The 24,989-nt window shown below is 60.8% G+C and carries 24 protein-coding genes and 1 pseudogene; 7 read left to right on the forward strand and 18 right to left on the reverse strand.

Annotated elements, in window-relative coordinates; translation table 11 throughout:
- Positions 1 to 11: 11 nt before the first annotated feature.
- From C8C92_RS12800 to C8C92_RS12865, 14 genes are all read right to left on the reverse strand, one after another.
- Positions 12 to 1,016: a flagellar motor protein MotB gene (locus C8C92_RS12800; RefSeq protein ID WP_243420190.1), complete on the reverse strand. Its 1,005-nt coding sequence runs from the start codon at positions 1,014 to 1,016 to the stop codon at positions 12 to 14.
- A complete protein-coding gene (gene motA / locus C8C92_RS12805) occupies positions 1,000 to 1,914 on the reverse strand; it encodes a flagellar motor stator protein MotA (protein ID WP_099764161.1) in 915 nt (304 codons plus the stop codon). Before motA ends, C8C92_RS12800 begins: the two co-directional genes overlap by 17 nt.
- A 69-nt stretch (positions 1,915 to 1,983) precedes the next feature.
- The gene (locus C8C92_RS12810; RefSeq protein ID WP_099759572.1) at positions 1,984 to 2,727 is read right to left on the reverse strand and encodes a FliA/WhiG family RNA polymerase sigma factor; all 744 of its coding nucleotides are present in this window, start codon (positions 2,725 to 2,727) and stop codon (positions 1,984 to 1,986) included.
- A 33-nt stretch (positions 2,728 to 2,760) separates the two neighbouring features.
- A complete protein-coding gene (locus C8C92_RS12815; protein ID WP_243420191.1) occupies positions 2,761 to 3,225 on the reverse strand; it encodes a flagellar basal body-associated FliL family protein in 465 nt (154 codons plus the stop codon).
- An 11-nt stretch (positions 3,226 to 3,236) separates the two neighbouring features.
- The gene (locus C8C92_RS12820) at positions 3,237 to 4,382 is read right to left on the reverse strand and encodes a flagellar hook-length control protein FliK (RefSeq protein ID WP_133250744.1); all 1,146 of its coding nucleotides are present in this window, start codon (positions 4,380 to 4,382) and stop codon (positions 3,237 to 3,239) included.
- A complete protein-coding gene (locus tag C8C92_RS12825) occupies positions 4,379 to 4,687 on the reverse strand; it encodes a hypothetical protein (RefSeq protein ID WP_116744134.1) in 309 nt (102 codons plus the stop codon). Before C8C92_RS12825 ends, C8C92_RS12820 begins: the two co-directional genes overlap by 4 nt.
- Positions 4,680 to 5,069, reverse strand: a complete 390-nt coding sequence (fliS, locus tag C8C92_RS12830) for a flagellar export chaperone FliS (RefSeq protein WP_099759568.1) — start codon at positions 5,067 to 5,069, stop codon at positions 4,680 to 4,682. Before fliS ends, C8C92_RS12825 begins: the two co-directional genes overlap by 8 nt.
- Before the next feature lie 69 nt (positions 5,070 to 5,138).
- Complete coding sequence (fliD, locus tag C8C92_RS12835; RefSeq protein ID WP_116744135.1) at positions 5,139 to 6,554, reverse strand: flagellar filament capping protein FliD; 1,416 nt, start codon at positions 6,552 to 6,554, stop codon at positions 5,139 to 5,141.
- Between the two features lie 86 nt (positions 6,555 to 6,640).
- Positions 6,641 to 7,078, reverse strand: a complete 438-nt coding sequence (locus C8C92_RS12840) for a flagellar export protein FliJ (RefSeq protein ID WP_070289072.1) — start codon at positions 7,076 to 7,078, stop codon at positions 6,641 to 6,643.
- Between the two features lie 8 nt (positions 7,079 to 7,086).
- Positions 7,087 to 8,397 (reverse strand): flagellar protein export ATPase FliI, encoded by a 1,311-nt coding sequence (fliI, locus tag C8C92_RS12845; RefSeq protein WP_099759566.1) that lies wholly within the window; start codon positions 8,395 to 8,397, stop codon positions 7,087 to 7,089.
- Positions 8,394 to 9,083 carry a flagellar assembly protein FliH gene (gene fliH, locus C8C92_RS12850; protein ID WP_099759565.1) on the reverse strand — a complete coding sequence of 230 codons (690 nt, stop codon included), beginning with the start codon at positions 9,081 to 9,083 and terminating at the stop codon, positions 8,394 to 8,396. The genes fliI and fliH overlap by 4 nt, the downstream gene beginning before the upstream one ends.
- Positions 9,080 to 10,123 carry a flagellar motor switch protein FliG gene (locus tag C8C92_RS12855; protein WP_099759564.1) on the reverse strand — a complete coding sequence of 348 codons (1,044 nt, stop codon included), beginning with the start codon at positions 10,121 to 10,123 and terminating at the stop codon, positions 9,080 to 9,082. The genes fliH and C8C92_RS12855 overlap by 4 nt, the downstream gene beginning before the upstream one ends.
- On the reverse strand, positions 10,098 to 11,834 hold the full coding sequence (gene fliF / locus C8C92_RS12860) for a flagellar basal-body MS-ring/collar protein FliF (protein WP_099759563.1): 1,737 nt from the start codon (positions 11,832 to 11,834) through the stop codon (positions 10,098 to 10,100). The genes C8C92_RS12855 and fliF overlap by 26 nt, the downstream gene beginning before the upstream one ends.
- Positions 11,835 to 11,894: 60 nt before the next feature.
- Positions 11,895 to 12,233, reverse strand: a complete 339-nt coding sequence (locus tag C8C92_RS12865; protein WP_099759562.1) for a flagellar hook-basal body complex protein FliE — start codon at positions 12,231 to 12,233, stop codon at positions 11,895 to 11,897.
- Between the two features lie 551 nt (positions 12,234 to 12,784).
- Here C8C92_RS12865 and C8C92_RS12875 point away from each other — a divergent pair.
- Genes C8C92_RS12875 through C8C92_RS12905 form a run of 7 tightly spaced genes read left to right on the forward strand, consistent with a single transcriptional unit; the run spans position 12,785 to position 19,099 of the window.
- Positions 12,785 to 13,663 (forward strand): FliM/FliN family flagellar motor switch protein, encoded by an 879-nt coding sequence (locus tag C8C92_RS12875; protein ID WP_165829415.1) that lies wholly within the window; start codon positions 12,785 to 12,787, stop codon positions 13,661 to 13,663.
- A gap of 1 nt (position 13,664) precedes the next feature.
- On the forward strand, positions 13,665 to 14,030 hold the full coding sequence (locus C8C92_RS12880) for a FliM/FliN family flagellar motor switch protein (protein ID WP_099759559.1): 366 nt from the start codon (positions 13,665 to 13,667) through the stop codon (positions 14,028 to 14,030).
- Positions 14,027 to 14,797 carry a flagellar type III secretion system pore protein FliP gene (gene fliP, locus C8C92_RS12885; RefSeq protein WP_099759558.1) on the forward strand — a complete coding sequence of 257 codons (771 nt, stop codon included), beginning with the start codon at positions 14,027 to 14,029 and terminating at the stop codon, positions 14,795 to 14,797. The genes C8C92_RS12880 and fliP overlap by 4 nt, the downstream gene beginning before the upstream one ends.
- A gap of 3 nt (positions 14,798 to 14,800) precedes the next feature.
- Complete coding sequence (locus C8C92_RS12890) at positions 14,801 to 15,073, forward strand: flagellar biosynthetic protein FliQ (protein WP_034757874.1); 273 nt, start codon at positions 14,801 to 14,803, stop codon at positions 15,071 to 15,073.
- Positions 15,074 to 15,085: 12 nt separating this feature from the next.
- Complete coding sequence (locus C8C92_RS12895) at positions 15,086 to 15,886, forward strand: flagellar biosynthetic protein FliR (protein ID WP_116744137.1); 801 nt, start codon at positions 15,086 to 15,088, stop codon at positions 15,884 to 15,886.
- A complete protein-coding gene (locus C8C92_RS12900) occupies positions 15,876 to 17,015 on the forward strand; it encodes a flagellar type III secretion system protein FlhB (RefSeq protein WP_099759556.1) in 1,140 nt (379 codons plus the stop codon). The genes C8C92_RS12895 and C8C92_RS12900 overlap by 11 nt, the downstream gene beginning before the upstream one ends.
- Complete coding sequence (locus C8C92_RS12905) at positions 17,012 to 19,099, forward strand: flagellar biosynthesis protein FlhA (RefSeq protein ID WP_099759555.1); 2,088 nt, start codon at positions 17,012 to 17,014, stop codon at positions 19,097 to 19,099. Before C8C92_RS12900 ends, C8C92_RS12905 begins: the two co-directional genes overlap by 4 nt.
- A 69-nt stretch (positions 19,100 to 19,168) precedes the next feature.
- On the opposite strand, the gene C8C92_RS12910 is transcribed toward C8C92_RS12905, so the two are convergent.
- The 4 genes and pseudogenes from C8C92_RS12910 to C8C92_RS12920 form a co-directional block, all read right to left on the reverse strand.
- Complete coding sequence (locus C8C92_RS12910; protein WP_180287769.1) at positions 19,169 to 20,269, reverse strand: hypothetical protein; 1,101 nt, start codon at positions 20,267 to 20,269, stop codon at positions 19,169 to 19,171.
- Positions 20,270 to 20,367: 98 nt separating this feature from the next.
- The gene (locus tag C8C92_RS28050) at positions 20,368 to 21,108 is read right to left on the reverse strand and encodes a flagellin (protein ID WP_347708481.1); all 741 of its coding nucleotides are present in this window, start codon (positions 21,106 to 21,108) and stop codon (positions 20,368 to 20,370) included.
- Positions 21,085 to 21,516, reverse strand: a pseudogene (locus tag C8C92_RS27750) (Lateral flagellin); the annotation flags it as partial. The pseudogene C8C92_RS27750 and the gene C8C92_RS28050, both read right to left, overlap by 24 nt.
- A 213-nt stretch (positions 21,517 to 21,729) precedes the next feature.
- A complete protein-coding gene (locus C8C92_RS12920) occupies positions 21,730 to 24,783 on the reverse strand; it encodes a tetratricopeptide repeat protein (protein ID WP_116744139.1) in 3,054 nt (1,017 codons plus the stop codon).
- Between the last annotated feature and the right edge of the window lie 206 nt (positions 24,784 to 24,989).

Raw genomic sequence — 24,989 nt, forward strand, 5'->3', positions numbered from 1 at the left:
GTCCCTTGCCCTTAATTTGCATGCTCATCGCGCTCCTTCTTTGCGGGCAGGCCCAGTTTGTCGCGCAGGCGCTGCAAGGTTCCCGAGTCCGGTTCACCCACTTGCAGCTCTTCGCCTTGCGCCTTTTGCCCGGCCATGCCGAACATGGCGGCGATGCTGTCGGCCTGGCCACGCGTCAATATTAACAGTTCGATGCGGCGGTTGATGCCGGCGCTGGCATTTTTTACGTCCAGCGGCGCGCGGTCGGCCATGCCCACCACTTGCAGCACGCTTTCCGGATTCATGCTGCCGATCAACAGTTGGGCGCGCGCCGACATGGCGCGGTTGGCCGACAGGGTCCAGTTCGAATAGCCTTCATAGCCGTTATTGGCGTATTGCAGCGAGTCGGTGTGGCCGACGATCAGCATCTGGTTGTCCATCTGCGCGAAGACTGGGCCCATCTGGCGCAGCAGCTTGCGGAAACGATCGGTCGGCACGGCGCTGCCACGCACGAACATGCCTTGCTTGTCCGTATCGTGCAGCATGACGCGCAAGCCGTACGGCGTGATCACCGATTGCAGATTGCTCTTCAATCCCGCTTCGTCGCTGAGCTTGTCGAGCGCGCGCGACAGCGACAGCAGGTCTTCCGGCGACTGGTAGCTGACCTTGGTCTGGTTTTGCGGCGCCGCGCCGGCCTTGCCTTCCTGCGTCTGCTTGCCTTCCGTGCGCGTGTCGCCCGAGCCCTTGCGGGGCATGGGGAAGCGCTCGATCAGGCTGCCGCGCGGACCGCCGCTCTGTTCCGGCATGACGCCCTGGCCTTCGCCCTGGCGGCTGCTGGCCGACGCGTCCATCATGATTTCCTTCATCGCCTGCTGCTCGCGCGCGGCCATCAGCCACAGCACGAGGAAGAGCGACAGCAGGGCCAGGCAAAAGTCGGCGAACGCCACTTTCCAGGCGCCGCCATGGCCATCGTCGTCATGCTTGCGACCGGCACGCTTGATGATGGCCTGTTCATGTTTCTCATGCGGCTTTAGCACGGCGGCCTCCCCGGCCTTGGCCCTGCTCTTGTTCGGCGCCGCCACCTTCGAGCGCAGTGATCCAGCTTTCCAGTTGGGCAAAGCTCGGCTTGATGTTCAGTTGCACCAGGCGGCGTCCCGCATCGATGGCCAGCAGGGGCGGCTTGCCCGCCACGTGCGTGACCAGCACGACCTTCACGCATTCCATGGTCGAACCTTCCTCACCCACCAGCTGTTTCATCATGTTGCACATCGGATCGAGCACGCCGTAGCAAAAGAAGATGCCGATGAAGGTACCGACCATGGCGGCGCCCACTTTTTCCGAAATTTCCGCCGCATCGGCGCCGTCGGCCACGGAATTCATGGCCATCACGATACCCAGAACGGCCGCCAGAATGCCGAAGCCCGGCATGGCTTCGGCGATCTTGTGCAGGGACTTCGACGGTTGCAGCAGCTCGTCGTGGATGGCTTCGAGTTCCTGTTCCAGCACGCCTTCGAGCTCATGCGCGTTGATCTTGCCCATCGCCATCAAACGGAAGTTGTCGACGATGAAGGCCAGCAGCTTCGGCTCTTCCAGCACCAGCGGATAGCGCTGGAACAGGGCGCTTTCGCGCGGCGCCTCGACGTGCGCGTCGAGCGCCTTCAGGCCACCGGCGGCCGTTTGCAGCAGTTCATACATCAGCAGCAGCAACTGGCGCTGGAATTCCGAGCCTTGCTTCTTGTGCGTGACGATCTTGCGCATCTGGTGCAGCATTTCCCCGAGTACATGCTTCGGGTTGCCCAGCACCAGGGCGCCGACGGCGGCGCCGATGATGATGATCAACTCGACCGGTTGCCAGATCGCGTGGACGGTGCCGCCCATCAGGGCGAAGCCTCCGAATACACACCCCATCACGATTAAGATACCGATAATTACCATGTCAACTGCCTTTCTGCGTCATTGTGCTACATCAATTTGATGGGTCTTGCTGAAACTACTGCTTCACTTTTATGTATCTTGCAGCATGGCTTTCATCTTGCCCAGTGCCGTCTTGTTCAGCTGGCAGACGCGGGCGTCGCTCAGGTCCAGCACGGCGGCAATTTCTTTATAGCTCAGTTCGAATTCGTAGTACATCTGGATCACGCGCTGCTCGCGCTCGTCGAGCGTACGCAGCGCCTGTTCCAGGCTGCGCCGCACCATCAATTGCTCTTCCGGACTCGGTGCGCTGTCGGCCTGTCCCAGGCTTTCTTGCAGCACTTCGTCGAAACTGACGATCAGCTCGGCGTTTTCCGCCAGTTGGTATTCCTGGAAGGCTTCCGGCGTCAGCTTCAGGGCGGCCATGATTTCCGCGTCCAGCGGTTCGCGCCCCAGGCGCCGGGTCAGGGCGCGCACGCTGTCGCGCAAGCGATGGCTTTCCTGGCGCACGGCGCGCGGGCGCCAGTCCTGGCGCCGCAGCTCATCGAGGATGGCGCCGCGAATGCGCAGGCTGGCATAGCTGCCGAAAGACTGGTCCGGCACGCCGTAGCGGCGCAGCGCCTCGAGCAAACCCATCAGGCCGATCTGTTCCATGTCGTCGCGGTCGATGGCGCCCGACACCTGCGAATTGAGCTGGCGCACGATGCGTTTCACCAAAGGGGCGTACGCCACCAGATGTTGTTGCTCTTCAGTAACGCTGAGCACGGCCGCGCAAGCGCTGGCGGCGGCGTATTCGCCGGCGCCATACGCTTCCTGGTATTGCTCTGCATAGGCCACGGGGTCTCCCACTAGGTCGGCTGGCGTGTTGGCTTATTCAATGATCAGCTTGCCGACCATGACTTCGGTGTAGGGCTTTTCCATCTGTTCGCGTTCATAGCTGACATTGAAGGCCTTGTTGATCTGTTCGGCAAATTGCTCCACCGTCATGGACTGTGCCTTGTCCACCGGAAAGCTCGACAAGGTACTCACGGCGATCGAGCGCATCAGCGGCAAGTGGTCCTTGGTCAGCTTTTCCTTTTCCTCGGTGGTGGCGATCACCAGGTCGGCCGACAGGTAATGCGTATCACTGTCGCCGGGGCTGCGGCGCAGCATCACGATGACCTTGTCCAGGGTGATGAACTTGCGCGCCTTCTTGCCGGTGGCGGGCGGTGGCGGGGCTTTGGCGTCGGCAGCCTCGGCATGGCCGGCGACCGGCTTGGACAGGTACCACATGGCGCCACCGGCCGCGCCGGCAGCCAGCACGGCCACGGCGATGAAGCCGGCTATCAATTTCATTTTCGTATTCATCAGGCAGTATCTCGCTCATGCATGGCGTAAGTGGTAGCGGCAGTGCTGCCGTCGGACAGGGCGCGCCCCGGCTCGGCGTCGTCGTTCTGGCGGCCGGGCTGACGCTGGCCACGTGCATCGCCTTCGGCAAACGCCTGGGCGGCAGGGCTGCGCGGGGTGGCGCTGATATTCACGGCCACGTCGGTGTACTGGCGCTGTGCCAGGTCGCTGCGCATGTTTTCGCCGATGCCTTGCAACTGGCGCAACACTTCCGAGTTCGACGCCGTGACGTTCACTTGCAGCGCGCCGGCCGTGTGGCGGATGGAAATTTCAATGCGGCCCAGCATGGGCGGATCGAGGCGGATCGTCGCGTGTTCGCTGTTGCGGCCGATCTGTGTCTGCAGGCGCTCGCCCAGCGCTTCGCGCAACGGTTCCTGCCATTGCTGGGCAGGGCCGTTGAGTTTGATCGTCTCTGCGCCCGGCGTTGCAGCGGCGCCATTGTGCACGCCGCCTGCCGGACCCGGGCTGATGGGCGTGGCAGCACCGCGCTCGCCATCGCGCGTGGCGGCGGGCGCTGTTGCCGCGGGCGTGGCTGTCATGGCCGGCGCCGCATCGAAGCCGGCGGCTGGCAGCGCGCTTTTGCTGCCGGCCGCAGTGGCGGGTGTTGGCTGGGCTGCCGCCACCGGTTCGCCCAGATCGCGCGCAGGCGCCATCCTGGCGGTCTGCACATTGAAAGCCAGGCCATCGGGATGCAGGCGGCTATTCAGGTCCAGGGTCTGCTGTGCATTGCCTTGTTGCGTAGCCGCTACGCCAGCGTTTCCCTTGGCAGCGGTAGCGTCGGCTTGCGGCGAGACGGGCAGCATGGGCGCCATCAGCGGTGGCGTCATGGCGGGCAGGCCCGCGTCCTGCGTTGTCGCAGCCTGAGTGATGTCGGCAGCTACGTCGGTGGCGGGGGCGCCATCGTCCGTCAGGTCCGCGGCAAGGTCTTGCGCCTGGCCGGCATCGCTGGCGACCGTTCTCTGCGCTGGCGTGGGCAGTGAGAACAGGAGGTTGCGCGCGGTGCCACTCTCGGGCGCGCCCTTGCTCACGGACGCGTTAACGCCCGCCTGGGCGCTCCTCGGTGGCGCGGTCGCGCTGCTCGTTGTTGTGTTGACGCTCATTTTCATGCTGGATTCTCATCTTGATACATGGCATTTTCAATCGCATACGCGACCCAGCCTTCTTGTTTCGAATGGATTTCGCCCAACTGCATGCCCAGCCGATGTTTTTCGTCGGAACACGCCTGGTATGCCTGCGCATGCGCCTTGCGCAAGGCGAGCAGGGCGGCTTTTTCACGTTCGCTCAATATGCCCAGGCTGGCAAGGTGCTGCGCCAGTTTTCTGTCGAGTAACTCCAGCGCGTCCCAGTTCTGGCTGGTACTGGCTGCCAGCACTTCGCGCGTCAGCTGGAGCGACAAGGGGGTGCTATCCATTCTTGGCCTGGACGCCGAGCCAGCCTTGTTTGATCGTCGTCAACAGCGTGGTCACCTCGTCGATCAGGGCAGGATCGAGCGTGATGCCGGCCGAATACAGGCGGCCGGTGCAGTACTCGTACAGACGGCCCAGATTGGCGACGACTTCGCCGCCATTCTCGAAATCGAGCGAGCTCGACAGTCCGTTGATGATTTCCGTACATTTGTTCAGGCTGATGGCCTTTTGTTCATAGCGCTTGCCGACGATATGTCCGCGCGCGCGCGCCAGTTCTTCCAGCAAGCCGTCGGTGAGCAGCAAGACCAGTTCGACCGGGGTGGCGCGCGACGTCTGCGCATCCAGGTTGACGGCGTGGTAGTTACTGTATGCATCGTGATTCATTATTTTTTCTCACTGTAAAAGCTTGGTGCGGCTGGAAGGCCGGCGCCGCCGTCATGCAGACGGCGCCGGCCTCTATTTAGTCTTGTCGCTGCTGAACAGGGCATCGAACATATCGGTCGTTTGCGCCATGCGTGCCTGCAAGGCTTGCAGTTGGGTGAACTGCGCCTTGTAGCGGTTGTACATCGCCGTGTAGTCGGCCTCGAACTTGGTCTGGCGTTCGCCCAGCGATTTTTGCAGCTTGGCCACCGATGTCTCGCGCTGCGACAACTGGCCATTGGTCGAGGTCCAGGTTTCGATGAATTTATCGAGCTTGCCGGCGATGCCGCTAGGCGCGCTGGCGGAACTGTTGCCGATTGCCTTGTCCAGGCCGCCCGGATTCGTCTTCAGCGCTGCCGTCAGCTTGGTGGCATCGAGGGCCAGCGTGCCGTTGCGCTGAGCGGTGATGCCGAAATTGGCGAGGGCGCCCGTCGCCGTTTCGCGCAAGGTACGCACCAGCTGGTCACGCAGCACGCGCACGCCGCTGTCGGTGGAAAAGACGCCGGCAGCCTTGGCCGATGCCGGATCGCCCGGGTCGGTCAAACCGTCCAGCACGGCCTTGAGCTTGTTGTAGGCAGTCACAAAGCTTTGCGCATTGGTCGTCGTGGCGGACGAATCGAGCGCCACGGTCAGGGTCATCGGCGCGTCGCCGCTCGCCTGCGCCTTGGTGAAGGTCATCTTCACGCCATCGATATTGCTGAAGGTATTCGACGATTGTTTGACGCGGTTGCTGGTGTCGAGCGGATCGGCAGGCTTGCCGCCGACCCAGATGACGGCATCCTGGGCTTCGACCAGCTGCTTGGGCGTGGCAGCGAGCGCATCTTTCAGCGCGCCCGGGTCCATCGCGCTTGTATCGAGCGACAGCGCGCCTTCCTCGCCGCTGACATTCGACGTCAGCACCAGCTGGGCGATACCGCCGATGGTGATGACGGACGCCGTCACGCGCGAGTTGTTCTTGGGTTCCGCATTGATGGCGGCGGCGATATCCTTGGCTGACAGGGTGGCACCGTCGGCATCCGTATTGGCCTTGCTCAAGTCCACCGTGAAATCGGTATTGTTGGCCAGCTTGATTTTCAGCGTGCCTTTGTCGGCAGCCGGCATGGCCATGTTGCTCAGCCCTCCCAGCGAAACCTGGTTGTTTGTGGCAACCTTTTCCACGAATAGCGAATACGTGCCGGCGGCAGCCGATTCCGACGCCGTGGCGCTGCCCAGTGCCGTATTGCTGAAGGTGGCACCTTGCACCAGCATGGTCTTGCCGCTCGTCAGGCTCAGCAAGCTGGAGCTGAAGGAGGTCAAGGCCATTTTCAGGTTCACCAGGCCGCTCGAAGTGGCAGTGGCGGCCTTGGTCTGGGCAGTGATGCGCGCCTGCAGATCGGCCGTGTATTTGTCGGTCAATGCCTGGGCCGACGCCGTCGGGTCGTAGGTATTCGAAGCGGAAGTGGAAAAGGCCATGTCAAACTCCTAAAATTAGCATGCAGGATATACCCAATGACAAGGCGACCAAATATTCACTTTTCTGAAATTATTTCTGTAAAACATTATTTTACCTGCCCGCGGAACCAGAACTGCGTCGCCAGCTCATCTTGCCGCTTGGCATCGACACGTTGTTGCTCATTTGCAACATGCTTTTGTTTTTGCGTCAACACCTGGTCGAGTACCTCGCGTTTGGCCCAGGCCGTATTCAGGGCGCGCTGCGAGACGGCCATGTTGGCTTCGTGCAGGTGCAAATCGGTACGGTGCTGGTCGGCCATCTGCATGACCGCTTGCTTGAAGTTGCCGCAATTGACCGACAGGGCCAGGGGCAGGGCGCCGCTGGGGCCGCTATCCGTGTACAGACCCGTCAGGCGCTCCAGGTTTTTCTGGTAGCGTTCGCGCACGGCCGTCTGCGCCGCCATTTCGCCTTGCAGGCGTTCCACTTCCGTGCTGCGCAGGCCGACCAGGGTGGTCAGGTTGCGGATGGTATGCGCGTCGCTCACATATGCTCCTAGGCCATGATCTGTTCAAGTTGGGCGATGCACGGCCCCATTGGCGCTTCTTCCTTGGTGCCCTGGCACAGGAAGGATTCGATGGGGGCGTGCAACTGCACCGCGCGGTCGGTGATCGGGTCGGCGCCGGGCACGTAGGCGCCCAGCGGGATCAGGTCGCGCACGCGTGCATGGCGCGCCATCGACGCTTTCAGCGCGCGCGCCGCCTGCATGTGCTCGGGCGTGATCACCTGCGCCATGCAGCGGCTGATCGAGGCGGCGATGTCGATGGCGGGGTAGTGGCCCCGCTCGGCCAGTTCGCGCGTGAGCACGATGTGGCCGTCGAGAATCGCGCGTGCCGTGTCGACCACCGGGTCTTGCTGGTCGTCGCCTTCGGCCAGCACCGTGTAGATGGCGCTCATGCTGCCATCCTGGTGGGCGCCGTTGCCGGCGCTCTCCACCAGTTGCGGCAAATTGGAAAAGACGGAGGGCGGATAGCCGCGCGTGGCGGGCGGCTCGCCCAGGGCCAGCGCCACTTCGCGCAAGGCCATGGCATAGCGCGTCAGCGAGTCGACCAGCAGCAGCACGTGCTTGCCCTGGTCGCGGTAATGCGCGGCAATCGAGTGGCACAGCTCAGTGGCCATGATGCGCATCAACGGCGATTCGTCAGCCGGCGCGATCACCAGCACGGCTTTCTTCAAACCTTCGGCACCGAGCGACTTTTCGACGAATTCGCGCACTTCGCGGCCCCGTTCGCCGATCAGGCCGACGACGACGACATCGGCCACCGTCTGGCGCGTGATCAGGCCCAGCAGCACGCTCTTGCCGACGCCGGAACCGGCCATCAGGCCCACGCGCTGTCCCTTGCCCAGGGTCAGCATGCTGTTGATCGCCCGCACGCCCACGTCCAGCGGTTCGATCACGGGCTGTTTCTTCAGGGGGTTGATTTTCGGCGGCGTCACTTCCAGGATGTGTTCGCCGCCGAGGCGGCCCAGGTCGTCGATCGGTTCGCCCAGGCCGTTCACCATGCGGCCCAGCCACGAGGGGCCGATCTGCAGGCTGGCCTTGTCGGGCAGGGGCAGCACGCGCGCGCCGGTGGTCAGGCCCGTGGCCTTCTTGAAGGGCATCAGGTAGGACAGTTTTTCGCGAAAACCGACGACTTGCGCATCGAGCCACTCGCCGCTCACAGTTTCAATTTGACAACGCTGGCCCGTGTGCAGGCGGCAGCCGGCGCTTTCCAGCAGCAGGCCGGAGGCGCCGACCAGGCGGCCGGTGGGTGTCGCGACCGGAATATCGCCGATCTCGAAGCTGCGCAGCGTGTCGGCGATCATGCAGGCGCGCCCTGGTCCGCATGTTCGGCGGCCAGCGCCAGATGGCTGCTGACCTGTTCCATGCAGGCCGACAGGCGCTGGTGACAGCCGGCGTCGACTTCATTGTCGCCGGCTTTGATGCGGCATTCGCCCGCGTCGAGGCGCGCGTCGGCGATCAGGTTCCAGCGCTTGGCGCGCTTCGGATCGAGTTCGCTGATGCGTTTGAGTTCTTCCGGATTGAGGAAGACGTCGATTTCCTCGCGCGTGGGCGGCATCGAGGCCAGGGTCTCGTCGACCAGGGCCAGCAATTGCACCGGCTGCAGCGCCAGTTCCGCGCGGATCACCTGGCGCGCCACCTTGGCCACCAGGTCGACCACTTCCTTGCGCTGTGCTTCGCGGTAATCGGCGCGCACTTTTTTCAGGTCGCGCAAGATGGCGTCGACGGGGCGCGCCAAGCGGTCCAGCGCCACCAGGGTTTCATTGCGGCCTTCTTCGCGGCCTTGCACCATGCCATCGCTGCGTCCGGTGTCGTAGCCGTCCTGCTGGCCTTGCACCAGGCCCACTTCGTAGCCATCGCGCTGGCCCTGCTCGAAGCCTTCCGAGACGGACGCCTGCCACTGGCCATCCGTATCCTCGTTGGAGGCACGCTGGCCGGCGGCGATGAATTGCGACAGGGGCGGGAAACGATACGAGCGGAAGTGTTTCATTCGATCACCGCTTCGGCAAATAATTGCACTTCGATCTCGCCCGCATCGGCGAGACCCTTGACGGTGGCCATGATTTCCTGGCGCGTCTGTTCGATACGCGACAGTGGCACGGGGCCGGAGCGACGCATCATGTCTTCGAAGCTCTGTGCCTGGCGACGCGGCATGGTTTTCAGCACGGCGTCGCGGATCGCCGGTTCCGCGCCCTTCAGCGCGATGGCCCACTGTTCCATCGGCACGTCTTCCAGGATGCGCGTGAGCGTGACATCGCTTTGCGTGGACAGGATCAGGAAGTCGTACATGCTCAGTTCGATTTCCGAGACCACGTCCGGGTCGTGCGCGCGCAGCAATTCGACCAGCGCGGCGCGGTTGCCCGGCATGCGGTTGAGGATTTCGGCGGCCTGGCGTATGCCTTCGACGCTGGTGCTTTGCGTGTCGAGCGTGCCCAGGCAGCGGCCCACCAGTTCGTCGAGCTCGACCAGCAGATCGCGGTCGATCTCGTCCAGGCGCGCCAGGTTCAGCAAGACCAGGTCGCGGCCTTCGACGGGCAGGGCGTCAAGGATCTGGCCGGCCAGCGCGGGCGGCAAAAAGGCCAGGAACACGGCTTGCATCTGCACGTGCTCGTTGACGATGTATTCGGCAAGCCATTTTGGCGAGGCCCACTGCAGGCGCGCCATTTTTGGACGGATGGCGTCGCCATAAATGTTGTTCAGCACGCTATTTGCGATATCGCTGCCCAGCGCCAGGTCCAGCGAGCGCTTCAGGTAGCTGCGCGAGGCGCCGTGCACGCCGCTCTGCTGGCGGTAGTCGTCGAAGAAGGTCTGCATGGCCGTTTTGACCGATTCGACCTTGATGCCGCTCATGCGCGACATCACTTGCGTGACTTCCAGCAATTCTTCGCGCGACAGGCAGCGCAGCACGTTGGCTGCCTGTTCCTCGCCTATGCTCAGCAGCACAATGGCGGCCTGCTCCACGGGATTCAGGCTGGCGCTTTCGTACTCGGCGCCGTCGGAGGGATTATTGTTGTTGTTGAGTTCGGCCATTTTTCTGCATCCATTGTTTGACGACTTCGGCGACACGCTCGGGTTCTTTTTCAGCCAGCACTTTCAGGTGATCGACCATCACGTCGACCGCCGAGCCAGGTGGCGGCAAATTATAGTTTTCCAGCAGCGGCACGACCGGCATGCTGTCAGTGCCGGTCGCTTCACCTTCGAGCGCCAGCGGGGTGCCATTCACGCTCAGGGCTGGCGCGCCAGCGGCGGCCACGCCAGGTGTGCCGGCGGCGCTGCTGCCGCCCAGTGCCAGGGCAGGATCGAGCTGTTTCAGTGCCGGCGGCGTCATGCGCGTGGTCAGCAAACGCATCAGCGGACGCAGGATCAGGAAGTAGCCGAGCACGGCGCCCAGGGCGTACAGCAGCCAACTGCTGAAATCGACGACGGTATCGCGCTCTTCCCACCACTGCGCCACGGGCGGCTTGGCAGGGAAGGCCAGCGCAGTCAGGCTCAGGCTGTCGCCGCGCTGGGCGCTGATGCCCAGGCCGCTGTTGAGCATTTTTTCAATATTGCCCAGTTCGGCAGGGGTCCAGCCGGTTTTCGGATTCGGCGCGGCGGCGCTGTTGAGCACGACGGCCACGCTGAGTTTTTCCAGGCGGCCACGGCTGCGCTTGATCTGCGTGATGCTGCGGTCATACGCGTACTGGCGCGTGGTGGCGTTCTTGCGCGCAGTGCCGTCGTCGGCCGCTTTCGGCGCGCCATTGGCCGGTGCGGCGCCCGCGGCGTCGGCCGGTGCCGGCACGGCCGCCGCCGGTGGGCGGTTCGACAGGCTGCCGGGGACGCCGGCCACGGTGCGGTTGCGTTCCTGCTCTTCGCGCATCGCTTCGCTGGTCACTTTCGGGGCTTCGCCGTATTTTTCCAGCGTTTCGTCCACGCGGTCGTTGTTCACGGCGGCCGTCACGCTGAGCTTGAAGTTGTCTTCGCCGATAACGGGGCCAAGCAGGCCCGTGACGTTGCGGCGGATTTCATCCTGGAAGCGTTTCGCGCCTTCATTGCCAGCAGCCGAGGCGTCGAAGCCGTCCGTCAAGTCGATGTGCGAAGACAGCAGGTTGCCGCCCTGGTCGACCAGGCTCACGCGCGTAGGCGCCAGGCTGGCGACGCTGCCGGCTACCATGTTGATGACGGCGGCGATCTGTTCCGGCGCCAGGGTGCGGCCCGGTTTCAGCGCCACCACCACGGAGGCCGACGATTTGTCGCCGTCGCTGGCGACAAACGAGGTCGACTTGGCAATCGACAGATGGACGCGCGCCGAAGCGATCGCGTCCATCGTCATGATGCTTTGCGCCAATTCACCTTCCAGGCCGCGGCGGAAACGCACATCCTGCACGAATTGCGATACACCCAGCGGGTCATTCTTGTCCATCAGTTCCAGGCCGGCCGGCAGCTGCGCCGTCACGCCCTTCGAGGCCAGCAGCATGCGCACCTTGCCCAGCATGGCATCGGGCACCAGCACCTGGCCGCTGTCCGGATGCAAACGGTAGGGGATGTGCTCGGCGTCCAGCGTGGCCATCATGTCCGTCACGGCCACTTTTTCGCGTGCGCCAAACACCGGCTTGTAGTTGGCCTGGTCGCGCCAGGCATACATGGTCACCATGGCGGTGATGCCGATGGCCAGCACGACGATGGGAACCAGGTTTTTCAGCAGGGCGGGCGGGATGGCGGGCTGGGCGCCAAGGCGCCAGCGCGCAAATGCGGACTTCATGGGGGTAATCACTTGGGTTAACTTTCGCTGGGAGGCTGGGCGTGGATCAGGGCGTGAAGATTACAGAGGCAGCTTGATGAGTTCATCGACGGCGCCCATGACCTTGTTGCGCACCTGCATCAACATGGAGAAGGACAGGCTCGCTTCCTGGCTGGCCAGCATGGCGCCGACCATGTCGTCACTCTTGCCACTGTCGACGTCGCTCATTTTCTGCGCTGCCATGCGGTCATCGCCATTCACCTTGCCGATGGCGTCCTTCATGCTTTGCGCGAAGGAGAAACCGGATGCTTCCGGCGCGCCAAACTGGGCGGCGGGCGCGATGCTGGCGCCCAGGGCGTGCGCGTCATTGCTCAGTGCTGCCAGATCGGCCTTGATCAGACCTGCGAGTTCGTTGCTCATCTTGCCCTCTACTTTCAATATGCGGTGACGTATCAATCAGAATTACTGGTGTTGCCAATCCGGCAGTCGTGCCTGTAAATGCCATCCTGCCCGGCCCGATCCGCAAGGCCCATCAGTTTTATCAGTTGCCACACCATCCGCTCAAGCAGACTCAAACAAACCCAGTAAACCCACGTTGACATGATTTACATGGCCATGATAACTAATATTTATCTGATAAAAGTTTCTGCTGCTGGCAATAAGAAGAACTGAAAACTGCCATAAAAACCGGAATCAGGTAAGCGGAATGGCGCACTGCAAATCACTATTTTGTCACTGTAAGCTTACCTCGCGGCAACTATAAAGTAAAGAGAGGATTGGCTCAAGGAATATTGATGCATGGCAATATTTGGCTTTTTCATGTATTGTTCAGCACCGTAGTCATCTAGCATGCGATACGATGCGCAATCGTTTGCTTGCGCAGCTGTGGGTAAAGCCAAGATGATGCTGTATTTAATTTCAGGCGATCCGTATAATTTGTTCTGCCACCGCAATACCGACATGACTACTACATGACAATCATTACCAAGACAGATCAAACTGCGCGCCATCAAGTCCTCGATTCCTGTCTGCTTGGACGTCCTGTCCATTTGCTGCATGTATTCGGCGCCCAGCTGCGCGATGACCTGGCTGCGGCCCTGCGCCAGCCGATGAGCCGTCGCTACTGGGGTAATTTCCAGATCGACGCCGTGACGTTGTCGCGGGCGGAAAACGAGGACAGCGTGAATCGCTGGCTGAGTTTTTCCACGCCTGCCGGCCAGACGGGCTTTACGCTCGAACGGCAGATACTCTTGAGCGTGCTGAACTATCGTTACGGTAGTGCCGGCGCCAAGGGCGTGCTGCCCGATCCGGCGCAGGTGCGCGTGACGGCCACCGAGGAGCGCCTCGCTGTGGTGCTGGGACAACAGTTGGTGAACAGCTTGTTTACCCGCATCCACAAGAATCTGAAAAGCGTGGGCAAAAGCAGCGACATCGACACCAGTGCCGAGGTCGCCGTACAGTCAGGCGTGCATCCGGCGCGCGGCAGCTGGATCGTCAGCGTGGCGCTCAGCGACGTCGAGGGTGGGCAGAGCGGCCATTTCTGGTTCTCGCTGGACAAGCGCCTGATGGCCGATGTGCTGCGCGGCTTACTGCCCGAGCGCGCGCAGGCGAAGAAAGCCTTGCGTGGCAGCGTGCGCCCGCTCGCTTCGCGTCTGCAAGTGACCCTGGAAGGGCGGCTCGTCAGCAAGCAGGTGCAGCTGGGCGCCTTGTTCGACCTGCGCGTGGGCGACGTGATTCCCGTCAGCCTGAGCCGCACCGACGTCATGCTGGACGATTCCCGTTTATTTACAGCGGCTGTTTCCGAACACAAGGGCAAGCTCTGTTTAACCTCATTTGAAGATGTCGAATAATATGAATATCACCGATACCAACCAGAGCGAAACCCTGCTGGAAGACCTGGGCGATGACATGATCATCGACCAGGGCGACATGTCCGACGTGGCCAGCACCCGCGCGCGGCGCGACATTCCGCAGATGATGCGCAAGATCCCCGTCACCCTGACGCTGGAAGTGGGTTCGGCCCGCATTTCGCTGGAAGAACTGATGGCCATCGGCCCGGACAGCGTGATTGAACTCGACATGCTGGCCGGCGAGCCGCTGGTGATCAAGGTCAACGGCACGCCGATCGGCCGTGCCGAAGTGGTGGTGGCCGGCGAGAACTATGGCCTGAAAGTCATTGACCTCGACGGTCTTAATCTCGACCTGATGACAGCATGAAGCTGGCGGTACCCGGTTTGAGCCGGCGCCGCGGCGCGCTGGCTGCCGCGCTGGCTGTCCCCTTTCTGATGCTGTGCTGCAGCGCCGCCGGGGCGCAGGATTTGTTGTCCGGCGTGGTGCCGGGCGCGAAGACCGACCTGTCGGTGAAGATGCAGATCCTCGTCGTCATGACCCTGCTCGGGCTGTTGCCCGTGATGGTCATGATGATGACCAGCTTTACCCGCTTCGTCATCGTGCTGTCCCTGTTGCGCCAGGCCCTGGGCCTGCAGCAGGGCTTGCCCAACCGTATCGTCACCGGCATCGCCCTGATTCTCACCTTGCTCGTCATGCGCCCCATCGGCGACCAGGTGTGGAAGGAGGCGTTCGTGCCCTACGACCGCGACCAGATCGGCATGCAGGAAGCGCTGAAGATCGCCGAAGTGCCGATTTCGCGCTTCATGCTGGCGCAGACGAGCAAGGCCGCGCTGGCGCAGATCGCGCACCTGGCCGGCGAGCCGTCGAGCATGCGCCCGCAAGACCACAGTTTCACGGTCAAGCTGGCGGCGTTTGTGTTGTCCGAACTCAAGACGGCGTTCCAGATCGGCTGCATGCTGTTCATTCCGTTCCTCATCATCGATCTGGTGGTGGCGTCCGTGCTGATGGCGATGGGCATGATGATGCTCTCGCCGCTGGTCATTTCGCTGCCGTTCAAGCTGCTGCTGTTCGTGCTGGTCGACGGCTGGACCCTGACCGTCAACACCCTCGTTACCAGCATACAGGGCTATTGATCGATGTTTACCCCTGAAGTCGCCGTCGACCTGATCATCGAAGCGTTGCATGTCGTCATGCTGCTGGTGGTGATCCTGGTCGTGCCCGGTTTGCTCATGGGCTTGCTGGTCGCGCTGGTGCAGGCGGCCACCTCGATCAATGAACAGACCATGAGTTTCCTGCCGCGCCTGCTGGTCACCCTGTTGGCGCTGATCCTGGCCGGACGCTGGATGGCCGGTTACCTGATGGATTATTGCGTGTCCATTTTTCAGCGCGCGGCCACCCTGGTCGGATAGCGCCGCGCGCCCATGGATCAGATTTTCAATCAGGTGCTGCCGTTTCTGCTGGCCGTGTGGTGGCCGTTCTGCCGCATCCTGGCCATGCTCAGCTCCTCGCCCGTGATCGGCGACGGCGTCGTGCCCGTCACCGTGCGCATCTTGCTGTCGCTGGTGCTGGCGATCCTGATGCTGCCCGTGATGCAGGCCTCGGGCATCTCGCAGGACTTGTTGAAAATCGATCCGTTTTCGCTGTACGCCATCGTCGCTACCCTGGAGCAGGCCGTCATCGGTTTCGTCCTCGGCCTGGCCTTCCACTTCGCCATGTCGGTGATGTCGGTGCTCGGCTACCTGGTGTCGAGCCAGGTGGGTTTTTCCATGGCCGTCATGAACGATCCGCTCAACGGCACCTCGTCGGACGTGATCACGGGTCTGCTCACCATCATGTGCATGATCGTGTTTTTTGCCATCGACGGCCATCTGGTGCTGACGGGCGTGATCGGCGCCAGTTTCAAGGCCTGGCCCGTGGGGCAGGGCTATGCCCCGCTGCTGCTGCAGACGGTGGCCTACAACGTGGCGTGGATCTTCGCCGCCGCCATGCTGCTGGCCTTGCCCATCGTCTTTTCCACCATGGTGGTGCAACTGGGCTTCGGCTTCCTGAACCGCGTGGCGCCGTCGCTGAACCTGTTTTCGCTGGGTTTTTCCATGATCACCGTGTTCGGCCTGCTGATGCTGGCGCAGATCGTGCGCTTTATTCCCGAGCACTACATCGCCATGACCAATCGCGTGCTCGACATGATCGCCGAACAGATGCGGGTGGCCCATGGCGGATAACAGCACCGGCGACAAGACCGAAAAGGCGTCACAGCAAAAGCTGAAGAAGTCGCGCCAGGAAGGGCAGGTGGTGCGCTCGCGCGACCTGTCGACGGCGCTGGGCATCCTGATCAGCATGAAGCTGTTCGTGTTTCTGCTGCCTTCTTATCTGGATACCTTCCGCGGACTGTTCGCCATGGCTTTCATGCCGCTCGACAGCAAGGGCGCGCTCGACAATGCCATGTCGATGGCGTTTACCACCTCGGTGGGCTTGCTGATCAAGATGATCGTGCCGCTGTTTTGCGTGCCCCTGTTTGTCGTGCTCGGCTCCTTGATTCCCGGCGGCTGGGTCATCAGCGGCAAGAACTGGATGCCGAAGATGGAGCGCCTGAGCCCGGCCAAGAATCTGGGCCGCCTGGTGTCGCCCAAGCATGGCTTTGAATTCGGCCTGTCCATCGCCAAGGCCGGCGTGCTGGGCATGGTGATCGTGCATGTCTGCCGTTCCAGCCTGACGCAGTACGTGGACTTGCAACACCGGCCCCTGCAGCAAGCCATGCTCGATGGCTCGGCGCTGATGCTCGACGGCTTGATGGCCCTCATTTCCGTCTTCATCCTGTTTGCCATCATCGACGTGCCAGCGCAGGCGTTCTTTTTTTCCCGCGACCAGCGCATGAGCAAGCAGGACGTCAAGGAAGAGCATAAAAGCAGCGAAGGCCGGCCCGAAGTGCGCCAGCGCATCCGCCAGTTGCAGCAGCAGATCGGCCGGCGCAGCGTGCGCAAGACCGTGCCCGACGCCGACGTGGTGATCGTCAACCCCGAGCATTACGCCGTTGCATTGAAGTATGACCAGGACCGCGCCGAGGCGCCGTTTGTCGTTGCCAAGGGCGTCGACGAGATGGCGCTGTATATCCGGCAAGTGGCGAAGGAACACCATATTGAAACGCTGGAGTTGCCGCCGCTGGCGCGCGCCATCTACAACACCAGCCAGGTACAGCAGCAGATTCCCGTGCAGTTGTACCAGGCCGTGTCGCAGGTGCTCAACTACATACTGCAACTGAAAGCATTCCGGTCCGGGCAGCGTGCTGCCCAGCCCGTATTACCCACCGAGATGGCCGTGCCATCTCATTTGAGCGAGGTAGTCCCTTCATGAATTTCCTGAACCGCGTGGTTGCCGAAATGCGCCGCCACAAGTTCGCCACGCCGCTGTTCCTGCTGGTGATCCTGGCAATGATCATCCTGCCGCTGCCGCCGGTGCTGCTCGATATCTTGTTCACTTTCAACATCGTGCTGGCTCTGATCGTCATCCTGGTCAGCGTGTCGGCCAAGCGACCGCTCGATTTCTCCGTCTTCCCGACGGTGATCCTGGCCACCACCATGCTCAGGCTGACGTTGAACGTGGCGTCGACGCGCGTGGTGTTGCTGCACGGCCATACGGGCGCGGACGCGGCCGGTAAGGTGATCGAGGCCTTCGGTAACGTGGTGATCGGAGGTAACTTCGTCGTCGGTATCGTGGTCTTCGTGATCTTGATGATCATCAACTTCGCCGTCGTCACCAAGGGTGCCGAGCGTATTTCCGAAGTGTCCGCGCGCTTTACCCTCGATGCCTTGCCGGGCAAGCAGATGGCCATCGACGCCGACCTGAACGCCGGCCTGATCAACCAGGAAAAAGCCCAGCTGCGCCGCAAGGACGTGGCCGCTGAAGCCGATTTCTATGGCGCCATGGACGGCGCGTCGAAGTTCGTGCGCGGCGATGCCGTCGCCAGTATCCTGATCCTGATCATCAACATGGTCGGCGGCGTGGCCATCGGCTCGCTGATGCACGACCTGTCGTTCGGCGATGCTTTCCGTCAATACGCACTGCTGACCATCGGTGATGGCCTGGTGGCGCAGATCCCGGCGCTGCTGCTGTCGGCCGCGGCCGCCATCCTGGTGACCCGTATCAGCGATTCGGGCGACTTCGAACAGCAAGTGGCGGGTCAGGTGCTGACTTCGCCAACGGTGATCTTCAGCGCGTCCGGCATGATGGTGGCGCTGGCCTTGATTCCGGGCATGCCGTGGTTCATGTTCATGACCTTTGCCGGCGTGCTGGCCTTCGTGGCATGGCGCCTGACCAAGCGCGTGAAGGGGCCCGATACGGCCGACATGGCGGCCATCGAGGCGGCCTTGCGCGAGGACAAGCCTGCCGAGATGGAGTGGCAGCAACTGCCTGCCGTGCAACCGCTGATGGTGATGCTCGGCTATAAACTGGTGGGCATGGTGGATAAAACACAAGGCGAACCCTTGACCAAGCGCGTCAAGGGCGTGCGCCAGAGCCTGTCCGAATCGATGGGCTTGCTGCTGCCGAACATCGGCGTGCGCGACGACCTGGCCCTGAAGCCGTCGCAGTATGCCATCGTGCTGTCGGGCACCGTGGTGGCGCAGGCGGAAGTGCAGGCCGACCGCCTGATGGCGATCCCGTCGCCGAACGTGTATGGCCAGCTCGATGGCATTCCCGGCATCGAACCGGCCTACGGCATGCCCGTCACCTGGATCGAGCCCGGTGAAAAGGCGCATGCGCTGGGCCTGGGCTACCAGGTCATCGAAGCGCCCAGCGTGATCGCCACGCACTTGTCGAAGATGGTGCGCGAATACTTGCCGGAACTGTTCCGCCACGAAGACGTCTCGAACATGATGGAGCGCCTGACGGCCCTGTCGCCCAAGCTGGCCGGCGCGCTGGACAAGGCCCTCACGCACACGCAAATGCTGCGCGTGTTCCGCGTCTTGCTGGCAGAAAACGTGTCACTGAAGGATATCGTGCCCATCGCCACCACCTTGCTCGACAGTTCGGAAACTACCAAGGATCCGATCCTGCTGGCGGCCGAGGTGCGCTGCGCGCTGCGGCGCCAGATCGTCAGCGGCCTGTTTGGCCAGAAGATGGAAATGCAGGCGTTTAACCTTGGTGGCGAGCTGGAAAACATGCTGCTCGGTTCGCTGAACCAGGCGCGCCAGTCCGGCAAGGTGACCCTGGATAATTACCCGATCGACCCGCACCTGCTGTCGCAACTGCAGGTGAACATGCCGGTGGCGCGCGAGCAGATGAAGCAGCAGGCCACGCCGCCGCTGCTGCTGGTGCTGCCGCAGATCCGTCCGCTGCTGGCCCGCTATGCGCGCCTGTTCGCGCCGGGCCTGCATGTGCTGTCGTATAACGAAATCCCGGAAAACCGCGAAGTGAGCATCATCGGCACGGTGGGATAAAATGAAAAACGGCGCTGCGGGCGCCGTTTTTTTATGCTGTATCAATTCTGTTGTATCAATCTTGCCGCATCAATCCTGCTCGTCGATGGGCGGCAGCAGCTCGTGCTCCTGGCCGTCGGCCAGCAGCAGCACGGTGCGGCCTTGCGCCGTTTCTTCCTCATCGCCATAGTCGTAACCGAGCGGCGCCGCCACTTCCTTCGAGACGATGATGGGCTCCTCTTCGGCTTCGGCGGCGTGTGCCGCAGGCGCTTCGGGATCGGCCGCCACTTCCGCTTCCGGCTGCGTCAGCAGCAGCGCCACTTCGGCCATGGCGCGGAACAGGGACAGCGACAGCGAGGCGGCGCCCGCCTGCATCGGGTAATTGCCATGCACGCGCTGCGCGTGCAACTGGCGGTTCAGGCGGCAGCGCAGCACGCGCAAGCCCGCGCGCCGCACGGCGGCGGCAATCTCGGGCAGGGCCAGGCGCAAGTGGCGCAGCGCGGCTTCCTCGTCGGCCGCCAGTTCCAGCAGCACGCCGTCGCCGGACGGTTCCATCTGGATTACCACCCGGCCGATGCCGGCAATCAGCAGTTCGACGCGCAGCGCCACCTTGCCGCGCCGCCTCGGCGTTGCCTCTTCGTCTTCGTCGCTGGCCAGTACGCGCAGCAGCAGGCGCTGGCCGCCCCAGCCATACACGGCAAAGCGCCACGCTTCGCTGTCGACCGTCAACGGTGGACGGGCACCTTCGCGCAGCAGGGCCGGTTGCTGCTCGGCCATGAACAGGTTGCCCGGCACATGCTGGCCGCGCGCCTGTTCCTGCAGGGCGGCGTATTGCTCGCCATACGTCTTGACCATCACGCGCCACGAGGCGGCCAGCTGCGCCGCGTCGGGCGGCTGCCAGACCAGCTGGCGCGTGAAGAACAGTTGATTGACCTGCATGGCGCTGCTGTCGCGCGGCATGGCGCCGCCCGTACCATCGGCATTCGGTTTGATCAGGGATGCCAGGCTATCCTGGCCTTTTTGCGCCAACTGGGCGGGCAGGGTGCCGGCGTCGGGCGCGGGTGCCATGTAGGGCCCGATGGGCACCAGCGGCTGCACCACGCCCGGTGTCATCGGCGTAGCAGGGCTGACGTCGAAGCGCTGGGTAATCAGGGGCAGGGGATTGCCTGCGGACACACGCTCTATCGCCATTGCTGCTCCTCCCGCATGGGATGAATAAAAAAAAGCCAACTGCTTGCGCAGTTGGCTCTGGTCGGCCTGACCTGAGCCAGGTCAGGACGCGCTTACTATTATTGCAGCAGGGACATGACCATCGAGGACATGCTGTTGCTTTGTTTCAGCATGGCGGTACCAGCTTGCAGCAGCATTTGCGAAGCGGTCATGTTCGAGCTTTCGGTCGCGAAGTCGGTATCCATGATGCGGCCCGTTGCGCCGGCGGTGTTGGTGCTGACGTTGGCCAGGTTGGTGGCAACGTGGTCCAGACGGTTGCCAGCGGCGCCCAGTGCCGAACGGGTCGTGCCTACGGCGTCGATGGCTGCTTGCAGTTTGTCGATTGTCGCCGATGCCGAGCCTGCGGTCGTCAACTCAGCGCCACCGCCAGCGATTGCTGCACCGAACGAATTGTATTCTTTCGTTGCATTGGTCAGGGCAGCGTGCATTCCGGTCAGCTGGCCGGTCAAGTCCAGCCCCATGGTTTCCGTGGTCGACGCACCAATTTGGAAGTTCAGTGCTTTTGCGAATTTTCCATCAACGGAAGAAAGGCTTGCTGCGTTTGAGTAATTCAGCGCGGCTGCCGCAGCGGCCGTCGATGCCTTCGATTTCACATCTGCTGCTGCCAGCAAGTTGGCTTTGGCGTTGGTGTCAGCGGCCAGTGTTGCATTGGTTGGTGCCGCGTTGGACAGACCCAATGCAGTGTTATAGTTGGTTTGTGCAGTGCCAAGATCAGTAATATCTGTTGCTGAAATTACGGCCGCCGAATTGGAACTGGCGGATGCTTGGCTGATCTGGGAAGCGGATGCTTTGGCAGTCATTAATTTTGCACCACCGAAAGACGTATTGCCTACGATGTTGCTCAGCTCAGCGGTCAAAGTGTCGAACTCGGCTTGCATTGCAATCTTGTCGTCGCCCGTAGCCGAACCGTCAGCCGCTTGCGTGGCCAAGTCTTTCATGCGGACCAGGATGTTGACGGTTTCGCCCAGCGCGCCGTCGGCGGTCTGGATCATCGAGGTGGCGTTTTGCGTGTTGCGCATGGCCATGGCCATACCGCTGGTTTGTGCTTTCAGGCGGGTTGCAATTTGCAGGCCGGCAGCATCATCCATTGCCGAATTGATGCGGTAGCCTGTGCTCAGGCGCGTCATCGAAGTCGACAGGGATTGTTGGGTTTTCGAGATCGAAGATTGGGCGGACAGGGCCGCTGCGTTGGTGTGAAGGCTCAGCATGAAAGATACTCCAGTTGTTTGGTTACGGTGCGGAGCAGCATTTTTGCGCTCTCCCTAGTACAAGACGACCGTTGCTTCGAGAAAATTAAATTCTTTGAAGAAATTTTTTAAAATAAGTGCTTTTTTTTGAAATTTCCATCTGATGAGGAAAAATACGCGTCATCAGTGACTGCTGACGGTTGCGTCCTCGAAGGGACTTCCAGCACGCCGAAATCATGTCTGTACATCTGCTGTGCCAGCGTATATTGAGGCTTGCCTGTAACTGACAGTGGCTTCTGCATGCCGACCCAGCGTTTGCAGGATATCTCCCACGTCGTGGTGTAACTGCGCGTCATCAGGCACCAACGCAAGGGCATTGCGATAACTTTCCAGTGCACCTTCTGACTCGCCCATCATGGCCAGCGTGTTGCCAAGGTTTGCATGTGCTAGGGCATTGGACGGTTCGACAAGCAGAGCACTGCGAAAACTATGGACCGCCTCTACGGTCTTTCCCGTGGCGTGCTGGGCGCTACCCATGTTGATATATGCCTCAGCAAAAGCTGGTTCAAGGTCGAGTGCGCGCAGATAGCACTGGATGGCACTGTCGTAATTACTGATTCCGAACCAGGCATTACCCAGGTTGAATTGTGCTTGGGCATCTTGTGGTGCCAGTTGCACAGTGCGTTGCAGCGAGGGCAGCGCATCTTTGCCTAGTACTTGCAGCGATGTACCCAGAATGCTCCAGGCAATACTGGACTCCGGGTATTGCTCGACCAGCGCCTGAGCGGCATGTTCGATCTCCGTATGGCGGCCAGCATCATATAGTTCAAAAATATAATCAGTTTCTTTTTGCGTAGGCATGCTGCTCGTGGAGTCTTTGCTGGCGCGGGCGCGCGCCAGCAAAGCCCGCAAGTCAGCGTTGTCCTGGCCTCGTTCGATGGCATCGCAGAGAACACTTATTGCCGCTTGGACCTGATCTGTTTGCATCAGTGCCTGCGCATATGAAAGGTAAAACTGGTTTTCATCCGGCCTGGCAGTCAACGCAGTACGCAGATACGGCAAGGCATCGTTGTGAAAGCCCAGTTGTCCGGCCAGCAGGCCCATATTGTGGTTCGCGATTGCATGCTCTGAGTGGCTATGGATAATGGCAAGATACAGCGTTTCGGCTTCGACAAGACGTCCTGCTTGGTGATGTTCAATTGCAAGAACGAGCGCTGCATCGCTATTGACATCATGTAACGCCTTGAGACTGATGGCGCGCTCCATGAGCGAGCTTTGCTGTGGATTTGCTTCAAATGATACGCGTGGTAAGTTTGCGCACCAGTGTTGCCAGATCGTGCGCAGGGCATCATCCACGCCAGCGGCAATCAGTGCTGGCTGGCCTATGGGAGAATTTTTCATGCGCGTGCGCAGGGTGCCCCGCAATGTAATGAGGCGCGCGATATCCTTTGATATTGACTTCCCTTTTTGCAAGAAATCTTCGGCATCAACCGCAATGAAGTCGGTCAGGTCGGCGTATTCAAGTATTGTCGCGCCGATCCGACTGGCTAAGGTCGCGCCCGTCATGGTAAGGGTTGGCACTCCCATCCATAAGGCATGACAGGTAGTAGTGCCGCCTGGGTAGGGGAAAGTATCCAGGCAGACATCTACAAGTCGATGCATCGCCAAGTAGTCGCCGATGTCGCTGCGCGTAAAAAAGCTCAGCCTTTCTGCTCCTATGCCTTCACTTGCAAACCAGTCGCGCAGCTTGTTAACGACATGCTCGCTTGACATGCCTGCAATTAGCATTTTGGCATCTGGAACTGCGCGCAGCAAAGTAGACCAGAGTGCAATGACTTCGCGACTAAGTTTGTTGGCCCTGTTGAAACTGCCAAACGTGATATGTCCATGGTTGACGGCAGGCATTGGACTGACGGGCGGCGCCATGGGCGACGGCAGGAAGGGGGCGCACGCAGGCAAGCGTAATAACTTTTCAGTGAATTGATCGTCAAGCAACCCTGGCGGTGATGCAAAGCGGTCCGTCAGATAGTAATCCATGGCTTCCAGGCCAGTTGTTCCTGGATAACCGATCCAACTCAGTTGCAAGGGGGCCGGCTTGCGGGCGAAGGTCAGCAAACGATTCTGACCTGTGTGCCCAGACAGGTCGATTAATATATCTATTTTGTCGTCGACGATTTGCTGTGCCAGTTCCGCATGCGATAAATGGTAAATTTGGTGCCATGTAGTCACCAGTGTGCGCAAGTACCTGGAAACTTCGTCGTTCCGTTTGCTGTTGTAATAGACCAGCATTTCAATGCCTTGTGCGTGTTGTAGGTGTTCCATTACTGGTGTAATAAAACTGGCTACCGCATGGTCGTTCAAATCTGCCGAAACGAAGCCGACACGCAATCGCCGTAATGGGTCACGATCATTGACATGCTCTGGCCAATCGGCCCGCAAAGAGGTTTCAAACTGTCTGCCGAAACGTCGATGCTCGGAATATAACTGCTTCGCGCTCAACGACCCGCTATGACTCAAAGAGAACAATAAATTGCTGTGTACATACTCCCAGCCTGGATTTATTTGCAATGCCAAACGACAATGTTGTATCGCTTCATTGGTCCGTCCCAGAATGTTCAGGACCGCGCCGATATTGATATGAGCCTGAGAGTCGTTTGGATTGAGCGCTATGGTGTGGAAGTTACTCTCTAATGACTCTTCGTAGCGCCCCAAATTTACCAGGCAAGTACCAATATTGCAATGTGCATCGACCGCACGTGGTTCGATTTTCACTGCTTTTCTGAAGTTTTCCAAGGCAGCCTCTGTTTGCCCCTGTGCTTGCTGTACTGAGCCGATGTTGTTGTAAGCAACTGCGCTAAGGGGATTAAGCTCCAGTATTTTCTGGTAAGCCGCCAATGCCTCGTCCATCTGCCCATTCGCTTGAAGCAACATCCCCAGGCTGATATGAATGCTCTCATTATCTGGTTCAAGCAATACTGCGGCCTGGTATATGGCAGTCGCTTGAGCACTGCGCTTGGTATCTCGCAAAAGCTCACCGTAGCGAAATAACATCAATGCTGACAATGGATTCAATTCAATGGCGCGCAGGTAAGCTTCTTCTGCTTCATCGAACTGGTCGATTTCCCTCAGTAGATTCGCCATGTTGAAATAGATGTTTGCGTCATCCGGTCGCGTTGCCAGCGCACTACGGCAGTGCGCCACTTCAGCTTTGATGGCTTTGTACTGCTTGTTTGCTGCTTGTCGTGTTTTCGGAGAGATTCGCACTGTTGCTATATAGGTCGCTGGCATGGGAAATAGTAGGAGGCTGTATTGGTAACGATTACTCAGAAAGCTATCATGCTTAAAGCAGACGCTGTACTGGCAGGCTTCTGGTTTTTGATAAACAGGTTGAACTGACGGGCACCGCAGGTTGAAGCCATTTGCGATGTGTTCAGCCGTGCAAGCCTGTGCTTTAGCTTATCTGTAAAAAAGGTGCTGTACACGATATGATGCGT

Origin of the sequence: Janthinobacterium sp. 78 (assembly GCF_003096775.1) — a bacterium.
Classification (GTDB): domain Bacteria; phylum Pseudomonadota; class Gammaproteobacteria; order Burkholderiales; family Burkholderiaceae_D; genus Janthinobacterium; species Janthinobacterium tructae.

Coding starts and splice junctions, on each gene's coding strand:
- motA (WP_099764161.1), bottom strand. CDS start 1,914: ATGGTAATTATCGGTATCTTAATCGTGATGGGGTGTGTATTCGGAGGC.
- C8C92_RS12815 (WP_243420191.1), bottom strand. CDS start 3,225: ATGAAATTGATAGCCGGCTTCATCGCCGTGGCCGTGCTGGCTGCCGGC.
- C8C92_RS12820 (WP_133250744.1), bottom strand. CDS start 4,382: ATGAAAATGAGCGTCAACACAACAACGAGCAGCGCGACCGCGCCACCG.
- C8C92_RS12825 (WP_116744134.1), bottom strand. CDS start 4,687: ATGGATAGCACCCCCTTGTCGCTCCAGCTGACGCGCGAAGTGCTGGCA.
- fliD (WP_116744135.1), bottom strand. CDS start 6,554: ATGGCCTTTTCCACTTCCGCTTCGAATACCTACGACCCGACGGCGTCG.
- fliI (WP_099759566.1), bottom strand. CDS start 8,397: ATGATCGCCGACACGCTGCGCAGCTTCGAGATCGGCGATATTCCGGTC.
- fliH (WP_099759565.1), bottom strand. CDS start 9,083: ATGAAACACTTCCGCTCGTATCGTTTCCCGCCCCTGTCGCAATTCATC.
- C8C92_RS12855 (WP_099759564.1), bottom strand. CDS start 10,123: ATGGCCGAACTCAACAACAACAATAATCCCTCCGACGGCGCCGAGTAC.
- fliF (WP_099759563.1), bottom strand. CDS start 11,834: ATGAAGTCCGCATTTGCGCGCTGGCGCCTTGGCGCCCAGCCCGCCATC.
- C8C92_RS12865 (WP_099759562.1), bottom strand. CDS start 12,233: ATGAGCAACGAACTCGCAGGTCTGATCAAGGCCGATCTGGCAGCACTG.
- C8C92_RS12875 (WP_165829415.1), top strand. CDS start 12,785: ATGACAATCATTACCAAGACAGATCAAACTGCGCGCCATCAAGTCCTC.
- C8C92_RS12880 (WP_099759559.1), top strand. CDS start 13,665: ATGAATATCACCGATACCAACCAGAGCGAAACCCTGCTGGAAGACCTG.
- fliP (WP_099759558.1), top strand. CDS start 14,027: ATGAAGCTGGCGGTACCCGGTTTGAGCCGGCGCCGCGGCGCGCTGGCT.
- C8C92_RS12890 (WP_034757874.1), top strand. CDS start 14,801: ATGTTTACCCCTGAAGTCGCCGTCGACCTGATCATCGAAGCGTTGCAT.
- C8C92_RS12895 (WP_116744137.1), top strand. CDS start 15,086: ATGGATCAGATTTTCAATCAGGTGCTGCCGTTTCTGCTGGCCGTGTGG.
- C8C92_RS12900 (WP_099759556.1), top strand. CDS start 15,876: ATGGCGGATAACAGCACCGGCGACAAGACCGAAAAGGCGTCACAGCAA.
- C8C92_RS12905 (WP_099759555.1), top strand. CDS start 17,012: ATGAATTTCCTGAACCGCGTGGTTGCCGAAATGCGCCGCCACAAGTTC.
- C8C92_RS12910 (WP_180287769.1), bottom strand. CDS start 20,269: ATGGCGATAGAGCGTGTGTCCGCAGGCAATCCCCTGCCCCTGATTACC.
- C8C92_RS28050 (WP_347708481.1), bottom strand. CDS start 21,108: ATGACTGCCAAAGCATCCGCTTCCCAGATCAGCCAAGCATCCGCCAGT.
- C8C92_RS12920 (WP_116744139.1), bottom strand. CDS start 24,783: ATGCCAGCGACCTATATAGCAACAGTGCGAATCTCTCCGAAAACACGA.